General features: G+C 65.3%; 16 protein-coding genes. 6 read left to right on the forward strand and 10 right to left on the reverse strand.

The annotated features are described in order from the left end of the window. Positions 1-209 precede the first annotated feature (209 nt). Positions 210-1,448: an MFS transporter gene (locus ACFC2Y_RS04780; protein WP_375174393.1), complete on the reverse strand. Its 1,239-nt coding sequence runs from the start codon at positions 1,446-1,448 to the stop codon at positions 210-212. Between the two features lie 131 nt (positions 1,449-1,579). Between ACFC2Y_RS04780 and zapE the strand changes: the two genes are divergently transcribed. Then, positions 1,580-2,656: a cell division protein ZapE gene (gene zapE, locus ACFC2Y_RS04785; RefSeq protein WP_375174392.1), complete on the forward strand. Its 1,077-nt coding sequence runs from the start codon at positions 1,580-1,582 to the stop codon at positions 2,654-2,656. 261 nt (positions 2,657-2,917) lie between these two features. On the opposite strand, the gene ACFC2Y_RS04790 is transcribed toward zapE, so the two are convergent. Genes ACFC2Y_RS04790 through ACFC2Y_RS04805 form a run of 4 tightly spaced genes read right to left on the reverse strand, consistent with a single transcriptional unit; the run spans position 2,918 to position 6,991 of the window. Then, positions 2,918-4,165, reverse strand: coding sequence for a bifunctional folylpolyglutamate synthase/dihydrofolate synthase (locus tag ACFC2Y_RS04790; protein ID WP_375174431.1), 1,248 nt, complete (start codon positions 4,163-4,165; stop codon positions 2,918-2,920). Between the two features lie 32 nt (positions 4,166-4,197). Continuing rightward, a complete protein-coding gene (gene accD, locus ACFC2Y_RS04795; RefSeq protein ID WP_375174391.1) occupies positions 4,198-5,160 on the reverse strand; it encodes an acetyl-CoA carboxylase, carboxyltransferase subunit beta in 963 nt (320 codons plus the stop codon). A 60-nt stretch (positions 5,161-5,220) separates the two neighbouring features. Beyond that, positions 5,221-6,123 carry a CPBP family intramembrane glutamic endopeptidase gene (locus tag ACFC2Y_RS04800; RefSeq protein WP_375174390.1) on the reverse strand — a complete coding sequence of 301 codons (903 nt, stop codon included), beginning with the start codon at positions 6,121-6,123 and terminating at the stop codon, positions 5,221-5,223. A gap of 1 nt (position 6,124) precedes the next feature. After that, the gene (locus ACFC2Y_RS04805; RefSeq protein ID WP_375174389.1) at positions 6,125-6,991 is read right to left on the reverse strand and encodes a lysostaphin resistance A-like protein; all 867 of its coding nucleotides are present in this window, start codon (positions 6,989-6,991) and stop codon (positions 6,125-6,127) included. A gap of 114 nt (positions 6,992-7,105) precedes the next feature. Between ACFC2Y_RS04805 and ilvD the strand changes: the two genes are divergently transcribed. From ilvD to ACFC2Y_RS04830, 5 genes are all read left to right on the forward strand, one after another. Next, a complete protein-coding gene (gene ilvD / locus ACFC2Y_RS04810) occupies positions 7,106-8,863 on the forward strand; it encodes a dihydroxy-acid dehydratase (RefSeq protein ID WP_375174388.1) in 1,758 nt (585 codons plus the stop codon). After that, positions 8,850-9,497 carry a hypothetical protein gene (locus tag ACFC2Y_RS04815; protein ID WP_375174387.1) on the forward strand — a complete coding sequence of 216 codons (648 nt, stop codon included), beginning with the start codon at positions 8,850-8,852 and terminating at the stop codon, positions 9,495-9,497. Before ilvD ends, ACFC2Y_RS04815 begins: the two co-directional genes overlap by 14 nt. Positions 9,498-9,599: 102 nt before the next feature. Continuing rightward, entirely contained in the window at positions 9,600-10,373 is a 774-nt protein-coding gene (locus ACFC2Y_RS04820) for a DUF6478 family protein (protein ID WP_375174386.1), read from the forward strand. A 13-nt stretch (positions 10,374-10,386) separates the two neighbouring features. Beyond that, the gene (locus tag ACFC2Y_RS04825; RefSeq protein WP_375174385.1) at positions 10,387-10,758 is read left to right on the forward strand and encodes a hypothetical protein; all 372 of its coding nucleotides are present in this window, start codon (positions 10,387-10,389) and stop codon (positions 10,756-10,758) included. A gap of 163 nt (positions 10,759-10,921) precedes the next feature. After that, positions 10,922-11,827, forward strand: a complete 906-nt coding sequence (locus ACFC2Y_RS04830; RefSeq protein ID WP_375174384.1) for a LysR family transcriptional regulator — start codon at positions 10,922-10,924, stop codon at positions 11,825-11,827. A 153-nt stretch (positions 11,828-11,980) separates the two neighbouring features. On the opposite strand, the gene ACFC2Y_RS04835 is transcribed toward ACFC2Y_RS04830, so the two are convergent. The 5 genes from ACFC2Y_RS04835 to ACFC2Y_RS04855 all read right to left on the reverse strand — a co-directional run bounded on the left by ACFC2Y_RS04835 (position 11,981) and on the right by ACFC2Y_RS04855 (position 16,014). After that, positions 11,981-12,835 carry a hypothetical protein gene (locus ACFC2Y_RS04835; protein ID WP_375174383.1) on the reverse strand — a complete coding sequence of 285 codons (855 nt, stop codon included), beginning with the start codon at positions 12,833-12,835 and terminating at the stop codon, positions 11,981-11,983. A gap of 170 nt (positions 12,836-13,005) precedes the next feature. Further along, positions 13,006-14,001, reverse strand: coding sequence for an OmpA family protein (locus tag ACFC2Y_RS04840; protein WP_375186130.1), 996 nt, complete (start codon positions 13,999-14,001; stop codon positions 13,006-13,008). Position 14,002: 1 nt separating this feature from the next. Further along, a complete protein-coding gene (locus tag ACFC2Y_RS04845; protein ID WP_375174381.1) occupies positions 14,003-14,572 on the reverse strand; it encodes a peroxidase-related enzyme in 570 nt (189 codons plus the stop codon). 1 nt (position 14,573) lies between these two features. After that, on the reverse strand, positions 14,574-15,296 hold the full coding sequence (locus tag ACFC2Y_RS04850) for a GNAT family N-acetyltransferase (RefSeq protein WP_375174380.1): 723 nt from the start codon (positions 15,294-15,296) through the stop codon (positions 14,574-14,576). Further along, positions 15,289-16,014, reverse strand: coding sequence for a competence/damage-inducible protein A (locus ACFC2Y_RS04855; RefSeq protein WP_375174379.1), 726 nt, complete (start codon positions 16,012-16,014; stop codon positions 15,289-15,291). The genes ACFC2Y_RS04850 and ACFC2Y_RS04855 overlap by 8 nt, the downstream gene beginning before the upstream one ends. Positions 16,015-16,047 lie beyond the last annotated feature (33 nt).

Below are 16,047 nucleotides of genomic sequence, written 5' to 3' on the forward strand. Positions count from 1 at the left end.
TGTCGCGAATTGGTAAGGGCTGCGCCGTCCCGCGGGGTGGCGCAAATGCGCCGCCCGTCACGCCAAAGGCGTGCCAGTCTATTTTGGCGCACCTTTGGTGCGACGGGGGCGGGTCGGCGCAGCCCGGCGTGCCGCCGGGCGGGACTTCTGATCCAAGCGCGCAAATTGGCTTCAAATTTAATCTTAAGGTGTAACCGCCTCACCCAACCTCACGCCGCCAGCGCCACCGGATCCCGCTTCTCCCGCACCGGCAGATGCACGATCGCGCTGAACGCCCCGACGCCGACGCCGATCCACCAGACCAGGTTGTAATCGCCATAGACGTCATACATCCGCCCACCCAGCCAGACGCCCAGGAACCCGCCCAGCTGGTGCGAGAAGAAGACGATGCCGTAAAGCGTCCCCATGTAGCGCAGCCCGTAGATATGCGCGATCAGGCCCGAGGTCAGCGGCACCGTGGCCAGCCACAGCCCGCCCATGGCGACCGAGAAGATCAGCACACTCGCCGGGGTGATCGGCATCAGGATAAAGACCGCAGCCACGATGGTCCGCAGCGTATAGATCCCAGCCAGCAGATACTTCTTGGAATAGCGATTGCCCAGCCAGCCCGCCGTCAGCGTCCCCGCCACATTGGCCAGCCCGATCAGCGATATCGACACCGCCCCAAGCGCCGAGGTCGTGGTGATCCCGATATTGTGCAGCACACCACCCGGCAGGATCGGCCCGCACATCTCGGTCACGAAGGCCGGAAAGTGCGCGGTGATGAAGGCCAGCTGATAACCGCAGGAAAAGAAACCGAGGAAGATCAGCGAAAAGGTCGGGTCCTTGCCCGCGCGGACAAGGATCTGCCCCAGGCTCTCCTCCAGCTCTGCCTTCGACGCGGCCACCGGCGCGCGCATGAAGGGCAGCAGCAGGATCACCGCCAAGATCATCACCGCAAAGATCAGGAAAACGCTCTGCCAGGGCATCTGGCCCAGCAGGTATTCCGCGAAGGGCGCGCCGACGATCTGCCCCGCGCTGCCCGCCGCCGTGGCAATGGCCAGCGACATCGACCGGTTCTCGTCGGAGGCCGCGCGCCCCACCACCGCCAGGATCACGCCGAACCCGGTCCCGGCCACGCCGAAGCCGACCAGCACCTCCAGCAACTGATGCTGCGTGGGCGTCACCGCAAAGGACGAGAGCACCAGCCCCGCCGCATAGATCACCGCGCCCAGGATGATGGCCCGCCGGTCGCCCAGTTTTTCCGCGAAGGCGCCGAAAATCGGCTGCCCGATCCCCCAGGCGAGGTTCTGGATCGCGATGGCCAGAGAGAAATCCGCCCGCGCCCAGCCAAACTCATTCGCGATCGGGATCTGGAACACGCCGAAGGAGGCACGCACGGCAAAACTCACCAGAATGATGAGGCAGCCGACGATCAGAACGGGGGTCATGAGGCGGGGCAAGGTCATGGCGCGACTCCGGGGGATGAATGCAGACGCATCCAATCCCAAAGCGCGGCGGGGCGCAATTCACCCTTTGTGATCTCCCGCATTTGCAACGCTGCTCTTTTCCCCGTGCCTGCCGCGCGGTAACAGGCATCATGAGCCATACCATGCGCGACCTGTACCAAGCCCGCATCCGGAGCGGAGAGCTGCACGAAGACCCGGCGCAGGAGGCCGTCCTGCCGGAGTTCGACCGCATCCTGACGGGCCTGGAAGCCAAACCGGAAAAACGCGGCCTCTTTCGCAGGAAGACGGTGGTGGAGACAAGGGGCCTCTACCTCTGGGGCGGGGTCGGGCGCGGCAAGTCGATGCTGATGGACCTCTTCGTGGAAAGCCTGCAGGTGCCGGTCCGCCGGGTGCATTTCCACGCCTTCATGCAGGAGATTCAGGCCGGGCTGCACGAGGCCCGCAAGACCGGGGTCGAGGACAGCCTGGCCCCCGTGGTCGACAAGGTCGCCGAGGGGCTGCGCGTGCTGGCCTTTGACGAGATGCAGATCACAGATATCGCCGATGCGATGATTGTCGGCCGCCTCTTCGAGGCGCTGATGGATCGCGGGGTGGTGATCATCACCACCTCCAACCGCGTGCCGGATGATCTGTACAAGAACGGGCTGAACCGGCAGCTCTTCCTGCCCTTCATCGACCTCATCAAGGAACGGATGGTCATCCACGAACTGGCCAGCCCGAAGGATTACCGCCAGAACCGCCTGTCCGGCGGGCAAGTCTATTTCACCCCCGTCAACGCCGAGGCCCGGGCCGAGATCGAGGCGATCTGGACCGATCTGACGGGCGGCGGGGGCGAGCCACTGGTGCTGACCGTCAAGGGGCGGGAGGTGACGATCCCCGCCTATCGCAACGGTGTCGGCCGGGCGACCTTTCACGAGATCTGTGGGCAGATGCTGGGACCGGGCGATTTCCTGGCCATTGCCGAGGCGGTGAAGGTCCTTATCCTGGAAAACATCCCGCGCCTCGGCCGGTCGAACTTCAACGAGGCGAAACGCTTCGTCACCCTGATCGACGCGCTGTACGAGGCGAAGGTGCGGTTGATCTGTTCTGCCGCCGACGAGCCCGAATCGCTCTATATCGAGGGTGAGGGCGTTTTCGAGTTCGAACGCACGGCAAGCCGCCTGCGCGAGATGCAGGATGCGGGTTGGGGTGCGGAGCCGGAAAGTTGACAGCTGTCAACTGGTTAACGGCAAATGGGGGACCGTTGAACCGGCCCCCTCATATTGTGCCCGAGGTAGTGCTGCACACCACCCTTACTTGGACTGCCGCTGTATGAAGACTGGAGGGCGGAGGTCCCGGATGGCGACTTGCCTGTACAACATCTGGCTCCCAACTTAGGCGAATCATCGCGAATCGGTCAATGCCTTGTGATTCGCTTTTTACCGAATCAGCGAAATTTTCTGGCCTGAGCGCGAAAATGAAACCGCGCGTTAACCTGGCTGCACGTTTTCGCGCAGAACCTCGCCCGCCAGATAGAGCGATCCGCAGATCAGCACCCGCGCGCCGGGATCCTGCGCCACAATGCCGTCGAGCGCCGCGCGCACCGACGCGGCCTCGTCCGCGACCATACCGACCGACCGCGCGGCCCCTGCCGTCTCCGCGGCGCTGAGCGTCGCACTTTCGCCGGGGATCGACACGGCGCAGAGCCGGGCGACATGCGGCGCCAGCGGGCGGAGGTAACCGCGCACGTCCTTGGTATTGAGCATCCCGCAGATCAGGTAGGTCGGCCGCGTGGGCAATCCGCCCAGATACCGCCCAAGCGCCTCCCCGGCGGAGGCGTTGTGCCCGCCGTCCAGCCAGAGCTCCGCCTCGCCCGCCGCTGTGACCAGCGGCCCGGCGCGCAGGCGCTGCATCCGGGCGGGCCAGCGGACGTCGGTCATCGCCGCCTCCGCCGCGCGGTCGTCGAACCCGAGCCCGCGCAGCACGGCGAGCGCCGCCCCGGCATTGTCGATCTGATGCGCCCCGGGCAGGGCCGGGAGGGGCAGATCGAGCAGCCCACTCTCGTCCTGAAAGACCAGCCGCCCGCGTTCGTCCCAGACATGCCAGTGCTGACCCTGCGCGATCAGCGGCGCACCCAGACGCGCCGCCTGACGTTCGATCACCTCCAGAGCGCTGTCCTGCTGCGGGCCGACCACGCAGGGCACGCCGCGCTTGAGGATCCCGGCCTTTTCGCCCGCGATTTGTTCCAGCGTGTCGCCCAGGTACTGCGTGTGGTCGATGGAGACCGGGGTGATCACCGTCATCGCCGGGCGCGGGATCACGTTGGTCGCATCCAGCCGCCCTCCAAGGCCGACCTCCAGCAAGGTGTAATCCGCCTCCACCCGCGAAAAGGCCAGCAGGGCGGCGCAGGTCGTGATCTCGAAATAGGTGATGGGGTCGCCGCCGTTCACGGCATAGCATTCGTCCAGCACCTCGGTCAGGTGATCCTCGGTGATCAGTTCGCCCGCCAGCCGGATGCGTTCGTGAAACCGCGCCAGATGCGGCGAGGTATAGGCATGGACCCGCTTCCCCGCGCCCTCCAGCCCGGCCCGGATCATCGCCTGGGTCGAGCCCTTGCCGTTGGTTCCGGCGATATGGATGACAGGCGGCAGATTGTCCTGCGGGTTGCCGAGCGCGTCGAGCAACCGCCAGACGCGATCCAGCACGAGGTCCATCACCTTGGGGTGCAGCGACATCATCCGCTCCAGGATGACGTCCGAGCCCTGGCTCGTCACTTTTTGGGCTCCGCCGCTGGTTTGGCCTCGCTCGCGGGGGGCTCTTGCCCGGGGTCGGGCAGCGCCTCCGGCTCCGGTTCGGGTTTCGGCAGGTTGCCCTTCACCGCGGGCGGCAGGCCCAGAAGCATCCGGGTGATGGTGATCAGTTCGTCCCGCATGGCGGTCCGGACGGTGACCCGGTCCAGCATTCCGTGATCCAGCAGGTATTCGGCGCGCTGGAAGCCTTCGGGCAGTTTTTCGCGGATCGTCTGTTCGATCACCCGCGGCCCGGCAAAGCAGATCAGCGCATTGGGTTCGGCGATATGCACATCGCCCAGCATCGCATAGGAGGCCGTCACCCCGCCCGTCGTCGGATGCGTCAGCACGACGATATAGGGCAGCCCGGCCTCTTTCAGCATCTGGATCGCCACGGTGGTGCGCGGCATCTGCATCAGCGACAGGATACCCTCCTGCATCCGCGCGCCGCCGGCGGCGGAAAAGAGGATCAGCGGGCGCTTCAGCTTCACCGCGCGCTCGGCGGCGGTGATCACGGCATTGCCGACATACATCCCCATGGAGCCGCCCATGAAGGAAAAGTCCTGCGCTGCCGCGACGATCGGCGTACTGCCGATCTCGCCCTCGGCCACCAGCATCGCCTCATGCTCGCCCGTGTCGCGCTGCGCCGCCTTCATCCGATCGGGGTATTTCTTCTGGTCGCGGAAATGCAGCGGGTCGGCCACCGGGTCCGGCACTTTCACCTCGACAAAGACGCCGCCGTCGAACAGGGCCTCGAACCGGGCGCGCGGCGTGATCCCCATGTGATGCCCGCAGGAGGTGCAGACATTCAGGTTCTCCGACAATTCCCGATGGAACAGCATGGTTCCGCATTCGGTACATTTCGACCAGAGGTTTTCAGGTACTTCGCGACGCGAGAAGATCGAGTTGATCCTCGGGCGGACGTAGTTCGTGATCCAGTTCATAGCGGGTCCAGAACGGTTGCGGATTTCTGTCGAGATAGGCGCTAACAGGCCGGAATGCAATCAACGCCTGATCGCCACCCGCACCGCCAGCCAAGCCAGCGCCAGGATCAGCAGGTCGGATCCGAAGGCCAGCGACAGGATCGGCCCGGGCGGCGCAGGCACGTCCAGCAGCCCCTCCGGCAGCGACGGCAGCAGGAAGAGCGCAAGGCCGCTGTCCATCCTTTCCGCCTCGCCGACGATGAGGAAGGCAAAGATGTTGTTGGCCAGATGAAACCCGATCGCCGCCCCCAGGCTGCCTGTGCGCGCGGTCAGGTCGCTGGCCGCCAGCCCGAAGGCAAAGGCCCAGAGGACATATTGCACGGAATCGGCAAAGGCCTCTCCGTTGAACCAATGCACCGCCGCGAAGGCCATGTTCGGCACCGTCATCCAGACCAGCGGCGAGGCAAAGCGCGCGGCGATCTGCTGTTGCAGGTAACCACGGTAGAAGATCTCCTCCGCCGTGGTCTGCACCAGCAGGGCCAGCAGCGCCCAGGGCAGGATCTGCGCCCAGGTGGCCAGCGACTGGCGCGTCGCCGCGCCGTGGTCCCACCATGGCATGACGAATTCCAGCGCGGCGAAGAGCGCCACACCCCCAAGCGTGCCGCGCAGCCCGTCGCGCCAGAGGCGGCGGCGATCCCCCAGAAGGCTGGCCAGCCCCCGGCGATGCACCAGCCGCACGACCAGCACCACCACCGCCGCGAGGAGCAGAAAGGCGAAGAGATCGTAAAGCAATGCCGCCGCGCTGACCCGATCCAGCAACTCGCCAACCGCCACAGGCATCAGGTTGAACGCCGCGAAATCCAGCGCATCCCGCGCCAGCCCGTAAAGGAATTCGATCGCGCAGAACCCCACGATGGTATGGAGCAGCGCCGCCGACCCACGGGCCGGGGCGACATGGGCCTCATGCGGGTGATAGCCATTCATCTCACCGTCTCAATACGATCCGCGCGCCGAGCCACATGATGATGATCAGCAGGGCTTCGGCCACCAGCGCCGGGCGCAGCACCGGATCGGACATATCCACCGGCACGACATACAGCGCCAGCCCCTGCATCGGCCCCATGGCCCCGACCAACATCAGCGAGCCGAAGTTGTTGACCAGATGCAGCGCCATCGCGGGGCCAAGCGTCCCCGCCCGCGCCGTCAGATCCGCCACGCAGAGCGAGAAGAGCCCGGTGACCCCGACGATCAGCCAGCGGTTTGCCCCGGCGGTGGCGTCGAAATGCAGCACCGCGAAGACCAGCGAGGGCAGGACCAGCCAGACCAGAGGAGACCGGACCCGCGCCGCCAGCTGCGACTGGAGGTATCCGCGAAAGATCAGCTCCTCCGTCCCGACCTGCACCACCAGCAGCAGCAGGGCGGGCCCCAGCCAGACCAGCCAGGCGGAGAGCGGCAGGTTCGCCACCAGGTCATGCCCCCCGGGCGAAGGCAGGATCAGCGCCAGACCCAGCACCCCCAGGGGCACCGGCAGCACGCGGAGGAACTGCTGCCCGGCGAGGGGCAGCGGCCCGATCAGCGACCCGAGGGTCCGCCCGTGCAGCGTCCGCATCACCAGCGCCAGCATGACCAGCGGGCAGAGGAAGGAAGCCAGGATCCAGATCATCCCGGTCGGCGTTTCCCCCGGGATCAGCCGGCCCGGCCCGGGCGGCCCGAAGAGCGGCACCGCCATGACCCAGACCGCCGTCAGGACCAGCGTGCCGGCCACCAGGATCAGCACCCCAATGCCGGTCCGCCACAGTTCCGCGCGGGGCTGGGCCTGCCCGGTCAGGATGTCATGTGCCTGATAATTCATGAGCGCGACGCTATCCCCCCGGCGCGGGGGCCGCAATCGGCCTTGTAATCGGCCTTGTCTGCCCCCGGCGCGTCATTTATCCCCGTTTCAGCCAGACACCCCGGGGAGGCATAGATGACAAAGTTTGACAAATCCCGGCTGCCCAGCCGTTACGTGACCGAAGGACCGGAACGCGCGCCGCACCGCTCCTACCTCTATGCCATGGGCATTTCCGAAGAGGAAATTCACCAGCCGCTCGTCGGTGTGGCCACCTGCTGGAACGAAGCCGCCCCCTGTAATATCGCCCTGAACCGTCAGGCGCAGGCCGTGAAGCTGGGCGTGAAGGCCCGCGAAGGCACGCCGCGTGAATTCACCACCATCACCGTCACCGACGGCATCGCCATGGGGCACGAGGGCATGCGGTCGTCGCTGGCCTCGCGCGAGGCGATTGCGGATACCGTCGAACTGACCATGCGCGGCCACTGCTACGACGCGATCGTGGGCCTTGCGGGTTGCGACAAATCCCTGCCGGGCATGATGATGGCCATGGTGCGCCTGAACGTGCCGTCGGTCTTCATCTACGGCGGGTCGATCCTGCCGGGCAAGGCGCCCCAGATAGACGAGATCCCCGAGGATTTCCGGACCCGCGACCTGACCGTGCAGGACATGTTCGAAGCGGTCGGCCGTCACCAGAACGGCACCATGTCCGACGCCGCGCTGGATATCCTGGAACGCGTCGCCTGCCCGTCGTCGGGCGCCTGCGGCGGTCAGTTCACCGCAAATACCATGGCCTGCGTCTCCGAAGCCATCGGCCTTGCGCTGCTCAACTCCTCCGGCATGCCGGCCCCCTACGAGAGCCGCGATCAGTACGGCGAGGCCTCGGGCCGCGCGGTCATGCACCTGATCGAAAAGAACATCCGCGCGCGTGACGTCGTCACCCGTAAGTCGCTGGAAAACGCCGCCCGCGTCGTGGCCTGCACCGGCGGCTCGACCAACGCCGGTCTGCACCTGCCCGCCATCGCGCACGAGGCGGGGATCGAGTTCACCCTGCAGGACGTCTGCGAAATCTTCCGCGACACGCCCTACTTCGTGAACCTCAAGCCCGGCGGCGAGCACGTGGCGAAGGATCTGTTCGACGTCGGCGGCATCCCCGTCGTGATGAACGAGCTGCGCAAGGCGGGTCTGATCCACGAGGACTGCGTGACGGCCTCGGGCAAATCCATCGGCGAGGAGCTGGACACCGTCACCCGCAAGGCGGACGGCAAGGTCATCTACCCGATCGAAACCCCGATCACCAAGACCGGCGGCGTTGTCGGCCTGCAGGGCAACCTCGCCCCCGAAGGCGCCATCGTGAAGGTCGCAGGGATGAGCGCGGAAGAGCAGGTCTTCTCCGGCCCCGCCCGCGTCTTTGAATGCGAGGAAGACGCCTTCGCCGCCGTGCAGAAGCGGGAATACAAGGAAGGCGAGGTCATCGTCATCCGCAACGAGGGCCCCGCAGGCGGCCCCGGCATGCGCGAGATGCTGGCCACCACCGCCGCGCTTTCGGGTCAGGGCATGGGCAAGAAGGTCGCGCTGATCACCGACGGCCGCTTCTCCGGCGCGACGCGCGGTTTCTGTGTCGGCCATGTCGGGCCAGAGGCGGCCCATGGCGGCCCGATTGCCATGCTGAAGGACGGCGACATCATCTCCATCAACGCGGTGGACGGCACGATCAGCGTCGATCTGTCCGACGAGGAGATGGAGAAGCGCAAGGCCGACTGGAGCGGCCCGCGCGACACGATCTATGCCTCCGGCGCGCTGTGGAAATACGCCCAGCTTGTCGGCAAGACCTACCTCGGCGCCGTGACCCATCCGGGTGGCAAGACCGAAAAGCACATCTATGCCGATCTTTGACCGGAACGGGGCCGGGGGGCGCACACGCGCCCCGGCCCTGATCGCGCTGGCGGCCGGTGTCGCCCTGACGGGCTGTCAGATGACCCTGCCCGGCAGCACCGGCAGCGCGCTGGACAGTGCCGAGCTGGATGCGGGCACGCTGACCATCCGGGGCCCGGCGGGCTATTGCATCGACGCCAAATCGCTGCGCCCGAGCGGCCCCCGGCAGTTCGCCCTGATTGCTCAGTGCGACCTACTGAACTCCGATGAAATCGAGGGGGTCAGTTCGCTGTCCTTCATGACGGTCACGGCGGTCCGGTCGGACCCCGACACGCCGCTGCCCACGGCACAGCAACTGGCCGATACCTTTGGCCCGGCCCAGATCCTCAACCAGTCCACTGTCGGCGGCGTGCGTCTGGTGCAGCTGTCCGACGGCGGCCAGCGCGCCACGAAGGAGGCCGCGCCCGTGCATTGGCGCGGGGTCATGCAGGTGTCCGGCCATACGCTCGGCCTCGCGGCCTACAGCACCCCTGGCGGCGCGGCGACCGGGCGCGGGGGACGGGACCTGCTATTGTCGCTGGTGAACAACATCCGACAAGCGACCACCGGCACGACCACGGGCGACACGCTGGCGGTCCAGAAACCAAGCGGTTGAGCGGGGCCCCGGGCCAATACGCAATAGGCGCGCAAGGTTTTCCATGGCATAACACGGCAACGGCGGCGTGACCGCCGATGCAAGCGGACACTGCAGGCACCCATGGCAACGGCGATACGGTCCTTTCTTCAACGGCTCTTCCTGTGGCGCGAGCTGCGCCAATGGTCGGCCTCGGCCAAGGCCGCCGAAACTCTCGACATTCCCAGCCTGCGGGTCCTGCGCAGCCGCGCCAAAAGCCTGCGCCAGCCGCTGGACCGGCTGATCCGCAAGGCGGACGAACGGCTGGCCCTGCCCGCGCGCGGGTCCAACATCTTTCCGGTACCGCATGGCACCGACTGGTCCTGGCGCCCGGCGCTGTGGCGCGCACCCCTGCCCGTCCCGGGCCTCGCCTCCGTTGCCTCCCGCTCGCGCCTGGGCGGTGAGGTGACCGTGCATCACGACTGCATCCGGTCGGAACTGTCCCTGCGCCAGCGTCGCAACACCCGGGAGGAGGACCTGGCCCCCTACGGCCTGTCCATGGATGTCTTCGCCTTTGACGGCACCTTCCTGTCGCTGGTCGTGGACCTGCCCGCCGAGGTGCTGACGGACCTGCGCAAAAACCATCTGATCCGCCTGTCGACCTCCATCGAGGTGGAAAAGCCGATCGAGATCTTTGCCCGGCTCAACATCACGCATGGCCCCAATACCGAACAGATTGTGCGCGACCTGCCGCTGAACCGGGCGGAGACCATGGTGGAGTTTGACCTGGCCTATTCCGGGCTGAACGAGAAACGGCTGGAGAAGGCCTGGCTGGACCTGATCTTCGAAGACCCGCAGATGAACCAGATCATTCTGCATGACGTGACCTTCGCCCGCTGCCCCCGCGCGGAATTCTGAGGAGGAGCAACCGATGAGCGTGCTGACCGTCACCAAGACCCGCCTCGCCCATGGCCAGTGGGAAGGCACGATCACCGACGTCCCCGAGGGCATCCGCCCCGGCGTCGCCGTCCGCTTTCGCGACGCGCCTGTCGACGATGTCACGGTAAGCCCGGCGGGCGACGGCACCTGGCGCCTGTCCTTTGCCATCCCGGTCAACGCGATCTGTGACGGAATACAGACAATCACCATCGTCGAGGAGAAAACCGGCGATGTCCTCAACAGCGCGGCGATCATCGCCGGAGAGACCGCTGACGAAACAATGCAGGCCGAGATCGACCTTTTGCGTGCGGAACTGGACCTACTGAAACGGGCATTCCGGCGACATTGCGTCGAAACGGCCTGAATCTTAAGGATTGTGGCAGGAAACGGGGCGTTTCCCTGTTTCCGGCCCAAGAACGATCCCGACAATACCCCTCAATTGACGATGGCCCGCCCGGTTTGCGCCCGATTTGGTCCTGATACCTGATGCCAAGGCAAACGAAACGCTTGAGCAGAAAGGTACGACAATGGACCGTCTGACAGAGATGGAAGCATTCGCGACGGTCGTGGATCAAGGTGGTTTCACCGACGCGGCCAAGAAGATGGGGATCAGCAAATCCGCCGTGTCCAAACATGTCTCCTCGCTGGAGGCCCGTCTGGGCGCACGTCTTCTGAACCGGACCACGCGTCGCGTGTCCCCGACCGAGATCGGTCTGGCCTATTACGACCGCGCCCGCCGTGTCCTCAACGACGCGGGAGAGGCGGACGCCCTCGTGACATCCATGCAATCAGCACCCTCGGGCCTGCTGCGCATTTCCGTCGCGACGGATTTCGGCGTCAATCACCTCAGCCCGGTCCTGGGCGAATTCCTGGCGGAATTTCCGGACATTACGGTCAACATGGTGCTCAACAACCGCTACGTCGAACTGATCTCCGAAGGGTTCGACATGGCCATCCGCATCGGCGAGCTTGAGGACAGCACCCTGCGCGCCCGCAAGCTGACCGAGACCAACAAGCGCATGATCGCGGCCCCCGCCTATTTCGAGAAATACGGCCGGCCCCTGAAGATCGACGACCTGAACGAGCACAAGCTCCTGCATTACTCCTCGCAGGCCTCGGGCAACGTCTGGAAGCTGACCGCCCCCTCGGGTGAAAAGCGCCAGGTACGCACCGCCGGCTGGCTTTCGGTGAACGACGGGCAATCGCTGCTGAACGCCGCGATCTCCGGCCTCGGCATCGCCTACCTGCCGTCCTTTCTCTATGCGGATGCGATGGATCAGGGCCTGGTCGAGGACGCGATCCCCGAACTGCCGGTCGAAACGCAGGGCATCTACGCGGTCTACCCGCCGGGCCGGTTCACCCAGCCCAAGGTCCGCGCCTTTATCGATTTCCTTGTCCGGAGCTTTAACGAAAAAGGCCCCGACAAGTGGTGAGTGTTACCACGTGAGTTTCCTTCCCTGCCTGACACCAGGCCAACTTGAACCCGGCGGTTTCGCCGGGTTTTTCTTTTTGGGGGAGGCCGTTCTTTTCCCGGGTTCGCTTGGCAGGCGCGATCAAATCCGTGTCAGTCGCTCAGGCGTCCGGGTTCAGCCCGCCGACTTGCGTTTGGCAAGTCGCCCCAGGCCACCCATCAGGCCGAGGCCACCTGCCAGAAGCACAACCGCACCCGGCAATGGAACGGCCGGAAAGCTTCCCTGATCCGTTTCGAAGGCAGAATATCGAACCTGATTCTGGCTGAAGTTGTAAAAGCCGATGCGACCATTTTCAAAGTTTCCGGTCAGATCGAACTGCAACACGCTGTCGACCCATACCTGCAGGTTGTTCGGCCCGAAATCAAACGTGAACTCATATTCGGTATTGTCCACCCAGCCAGTGCTGCCAAGGGTCGCGCCACGTGCCAACTCTTCCAGCCCACCTGACGCATTCCCCCCCTGGTTCTCGTGACCCCAGAGCTCATCTGCTGTCGGAGTGCCCGTGACGCGAGAAATCGCCAGACCTTCTTCAGCCGTAGATCCGACAGTCGAAGCCGCGGTACCACCGTTGAAATTATAGGTCTGTGTATTTTGCTTCCAGTCTATCAATAGATAGTTGGCGGAAGAAGACGACGTATCGCCCGGGTCAAACCCCAGAACAAATCCGACGAAGTCATCGTCATTTCCCGTCTCAACCTTGATCTTCCCCGAGGTGTTGAGCCCATAGGCCTGGAAGTCACTGTAGAAAATTGTGGGCTGGCCATTGACACTTTGCAAGACGGTGTCGCCAGATCCATCGACTGTCCAATTGGCTCCCGCGAAACCGTTTACCTCTGGGTAGTTCTCTACGGTCCAGCCGTTCAAGTCGACCGCAACAGGCGCGGCGCATGCGGCAACGCCCATACCGATCAGAAATGCAGAGAGTGCAGTGGTGGAGGCGGTGCGATTGATGAAACTTGAGTAAGTCATGAGTACTCCAATCTTTACGTAACAATTGTTGAAAGAAAAACGGCAATATCACCTGCAATGGTGCAACCGTGTCCATATCGTGTCAAGGACCCTCGGCTTGGTGCAGGTTCAATGCCATGAAGCCGCTTGATAAATTCTTCAATGCCTAAGAGGAGCAGGCAGAGCCCCCCTCACTCCCCGCTCAACAAGACCGCCTCGACCCGCCGGTTCGCCTCGCGCCCCTCGGCGGTCAGGTTCGACGCCACCGGGGCCATGTACCCCGCCCCCTGCGCTTGCACCTGCGCGCCCGGGACGCCGTAGCGGGTGACCAGGCGGGCGCGGACCGCTTCGGCCCGGCGTTTCGAGAGGGCGACGTTGGCCTCGAGCGAGCCGACGGAATCCGTGTGGCCGACCACGGCGATCACGCGGGCGGGGTTGCCCTTGAGGTATTCGGCCAGTGCCTCCAGCGAGGGATAGCTGCGGTCGCTGAGCGCACCGGCGCCGGAGGCGAAGTCCAGATCGGACAGGACGACATGGCCGGAGGTGGTCAGCGCCCCGATGAGCACCGGCACCCGATCATCCGGCGACGCGCCGGAGGCGGGCGGGGTTCTGGGCGCGTCGGGACCCCGGCTCGGGACCGGGGCGGCGTCGGGCGTCGGGGCGGCGTCGGACGTCGGGGCTGTGCCCGCTGTGGCCGTCACCAGTTCCATCAGCTGGACAAAGCGGTTGCTGCGTCCCCGGCTGACCAGCAGGTAGACATACTCGGGGCCACGAGCGTTTTCCCGCTCCGCCGTGATCACACGGAAATCGAACAGGTCAACGTTCATCTCCGGGGCAGGTAGCACTGTCAGGCCGAAACGGAAATCGAAACCGCCGCAGGCCTGGGTGTCGCAATCCAGGATGATCTCGTAGCCCGCCTCGGCCAGATCCACCCGAAGCCCCTGCACGATCCGCAATGAGGACAGAGTGGTCGAGGGGATACGCCAGGCCCGCGTGTGCAGGGCGCCCTCGACCTCCAGCATCGGAAGGGTGCCGTCATAGGTCCCGACAGGCAGCGAGAGGGAGGCCGGGGCCTCCCGCGTGTCATGGGTGGCGATGGCGGCCTCGGGCAGGCTCTCCGGCTCGAAGGCCCGGGCCGCAGAGGCCAGCATGAGCCCCGCCAGATATGCCCCAAGGCCACCCCGCATGTTACCGCGCCTGCGCGTGATACTCGTCGTTCGGACGCATATCGGTGGCGCTGGCCACCCGGTTCGTCATGTTGAAGAAGGCCGCGACATTGGCGATGTCCCAGATGTCCCGATCCGAAAACCCGACGTCGCGCAGCGCCTGGCGATCCGGCTCCTCGATCTTGCGCGAGGCTTCGGTCACCTTGGCGGCGAAATCCAGCATCCCCCGCTGCCGCGCATCCAGATCGGCGACGCGGTAGTTCATCACCATCATCTCGCCCAGCCTGGGATCGCCAGACAGTTCCCGCACCGCCGCCCCATGGGCGGTCAGGCAGTAGAAACAGCCGTTGATCGAGGAGACGACCACCGCGATCATTTCCCGCTCCAGCTTGGTCAACCCGCTGTCTGCCAGCATCAGATCGTTGTAGAGCGCGGTAAAGGCGTTCAGCTTGTCGATGTCGAAGGCGTGGGCCTTCAGCACATTCGGCACCATCCCCAGCTTTTCATCGCAGATGTCGAAGTATTTCTGCGTGCTCGCAGGCAGCGGGTCGACCATCGGCAGGTTCAATGCGGTTGGCAGGTCCTGGGTCATCTCAGCTCTCCTTGATCCGGTAGTGGTACTGTCCGACGTTCTCCATCCCGAGCTTGGTGTAAAGCCCGTTCGCCGCCACGTTCTGCGCGACGCAGAGGCAGCTGAAGAGCGTCGCCCCATGCTTTTCCGCCCATTGCGCCGCCTGCACGGTCATCGACCGCCCCATGCCGACGCGCCGCGCCGGTTCGATGATCTCAAGCGCATGCAGCATGGCGATGCCCTCGTGTATGGCGACATAGGCGGTGCCGCCGGGCGAATTGTCATGCCGCCCGATCAGCGCCGTCTTTTCGCAAGTCGAACGGTCCATCACGGCGATACGGTCCGGGCCTATCCCGCCCTGGCGCCAGAAATCCAGCTGGATCGCCAGCGGTTCCCAAACGGCCAGCGTGGCCTGTTCCACATCGGTGTCCTGCCGTGCCAGCATATCGACCGGGCAGGCATAGACATTGGTCGGGTCCACGACCGCGTACCCCCGGGTCGCCAGAAGCTCGTCCAGCGCCTCATCCCCAGGACGCAGGGAGAAGAGGGGCGTTTGGCCCAGGTCGCGCATCCGGGCTTCGGCAATTTCGACGACCTCGGGCTGCACCGGGCCATCCGCGGTGGCCGCCGTCACCCGTTTGCCGCCGCCGTCGCTTTGGCGCAGGGTCAGCGGGCCGACACGGTGCTTTTCGGCCGCAGGCCAGGTCGCGTCGAGCGTGTCGAAGATCTTCGCAAGATCAGTCATTCGGGAACACCTCCTGCAGCCGGATGATTGCCGCATCCACCTGTGCGCCATCGGTGCCCCGTACGACGATATTCGCCCCGAAAACACCGTTCAGGCTGTAGGGGTAGGACCCGAAGGAGAGCTCCGGAAAGGCCTCCACCAACCCGCGCAACGGCCCGGCGATCTCGCCTTCGGGCATCTGCACCCGCCAGGTCTGGCTCAAGAGCGGCGTCCCGCCGGTCAGCCCGGGCAGGACGGAGGCCACCATCGCCTCGAACACCTTGGGCACCCCGGCCATGACATGCACGTTTTCCACAGTGAACCCCGGCGCGGTGGAGACCGGGTTGTCGATCAGCGCAGCGCCGTCGGGGATGCGCGCCATGCGCAGCCGTTCGTCGGTCACCACGACGCCGCGCGCCTCATAGGCCTTGGTCAGCAGGGTCCGCGCATCATCGCGGATGTCGATGTGGCGATCAAAGGCCGCAGCCACGCAATCGGCGGTGATGTCATCATGGGTCGGCCCGATCCCGCCGGAGGTGAAGACCTCGTCGTAGCTGGCCGAGAGGGCCTTCACGGCCGCGATGATCCGCTCCGCCTCGTCGCCGACGACGCGCACCTCCTGCAGGTCGATGCCGACGCGGGTCAGCTCCCCCGCCAGGTGGTACATGTTGGAATCCCGCGTGCGGCCGGACAGGATTTCATCCCCGATGACAAGCATGGCGGCGGTAGGGTTTGGCATGGCGGGCTCCGGCTTGTTTTCAGGCTGGGAAAA

Origin of the sequence: Pseudooceanicola sp. (assembly GCF_041987405.1) — a bacterium.
Taxonomy (GTDB): domain Bacteria; phylum Pseudomonadota; class Alphaproteobacteria; order Rhodobacterales; family Rhodobacteraceae; genus Pseudooceanicola.

Coding starts and splice junctions, on each gene's coding strand:
- ACFC2Y_RS04780 (WP_375174393.1), bottom strand. CDS start 1,448: ATGACCTTGCCCCGCCTCATGACCCCCGTTCTGATCGTCGGCTGCCTC.
- zapE (WP_375174392.1), top strand. CDS start 1,580: ATGAGCCATACCATGCGCGACCTGTACCAAGCCCGCATCCGGAGCGGA.
- ACFC2Y_RS04790 (WP_375174431.1), bottom strand. CDS start 4,165: ATGATGTCGCTGCACCCCAAGGTGATGGACCTCGTGCTGGATCGCGTC.
- accD (WP_375174391.1), bottom strand. CDS start 5,160: ATGAACTGGATCACGAACTACGTCCGCCCGAGGATCAACTCGATCTTC.
- ACFC2Y_RS04800 (WP_375174390.1), bottom strand. CDS start 6,123: ATGAATGGCTATCACCCGCATGAGGCCCATGTCGCCCCGGCCCGTGGG.
- ACFC2Y_RS04805 (WP_375174389.1), bottom strand. CDS start 6,991: ATGAATTATCAGGCACATGACATCCTGACCGGGCAGGCCCAGCCCCGC.
- ilvD (WP_375174388.1), top strand. CDS start 7,106: ATGACAAAGTTTGACAAATCCCGGCTGCCCAGCCGTTACGTGACCGAA.
- ACFC2Y_RS04815 (WP_375174387.1), top strand. CDS start 8,850: ATGCCGATCTTTGACCGGAACGGGGCCGGGGGGCGCACACGCGCCCCG.
- ACFC2Y_RS04820 (WP_375174386.1), top strand. CDS start 9,600: ATGGCAACGGCGATACGGTCCTTTCTTCAACGGCTCTTCCTGTGGCGC.
- ACFC2Y_RS04825 (WP_375174385.1), top strand. CDS start 10,387: ATGAGCGTGCTGACCGTCACCAAGACCCGCCTCGCCCATGGCCAGTGG.
- ACFC2Y_RS04830 (WP_375174384.1), top strand. CDS start 10,922: ATGGACCGTCTGACAGAGATGGAAGCATTCGCGACGGTCGTGGATCAA.
- ACFC2Y_RS04835 (WP_375174383.1), bottom strand. CDS start 12,835: ATGACTTACTCAAGTTTCATCAATCGCACCGCCTCCACCACTGCACTC.
- ACFC2Y_RS04840 (WP_375186130.1), bottom strand. CDS start 14,001: ATGCGGGGTGGCCTTGGGGCATATCTGGCGGGGCTCATGCTGGCCTCT.
- ACFC2Y_RS04845 (WP_375174381.1), bottom strand. CDS start 14,572: ATGACCCAGGACCTGCCAACCGCATTGAACCTGCCGATGGTCGACCCG.
- ACFC2Y_RS04850 (WP_375174380.1), bottom strand. CDS start 15,296: ATGACTGATCTTGCGAAGATCTTCGACACGCTCGACGCGACCTGGCCT.
- ACFC2Y_RS04855 (WP_375174379.1), bottom strand. CDS start 16,014: ATGCCAAACCCTACCGCCGCCATGCTTGTCATCGGGGATGAAATCCTG.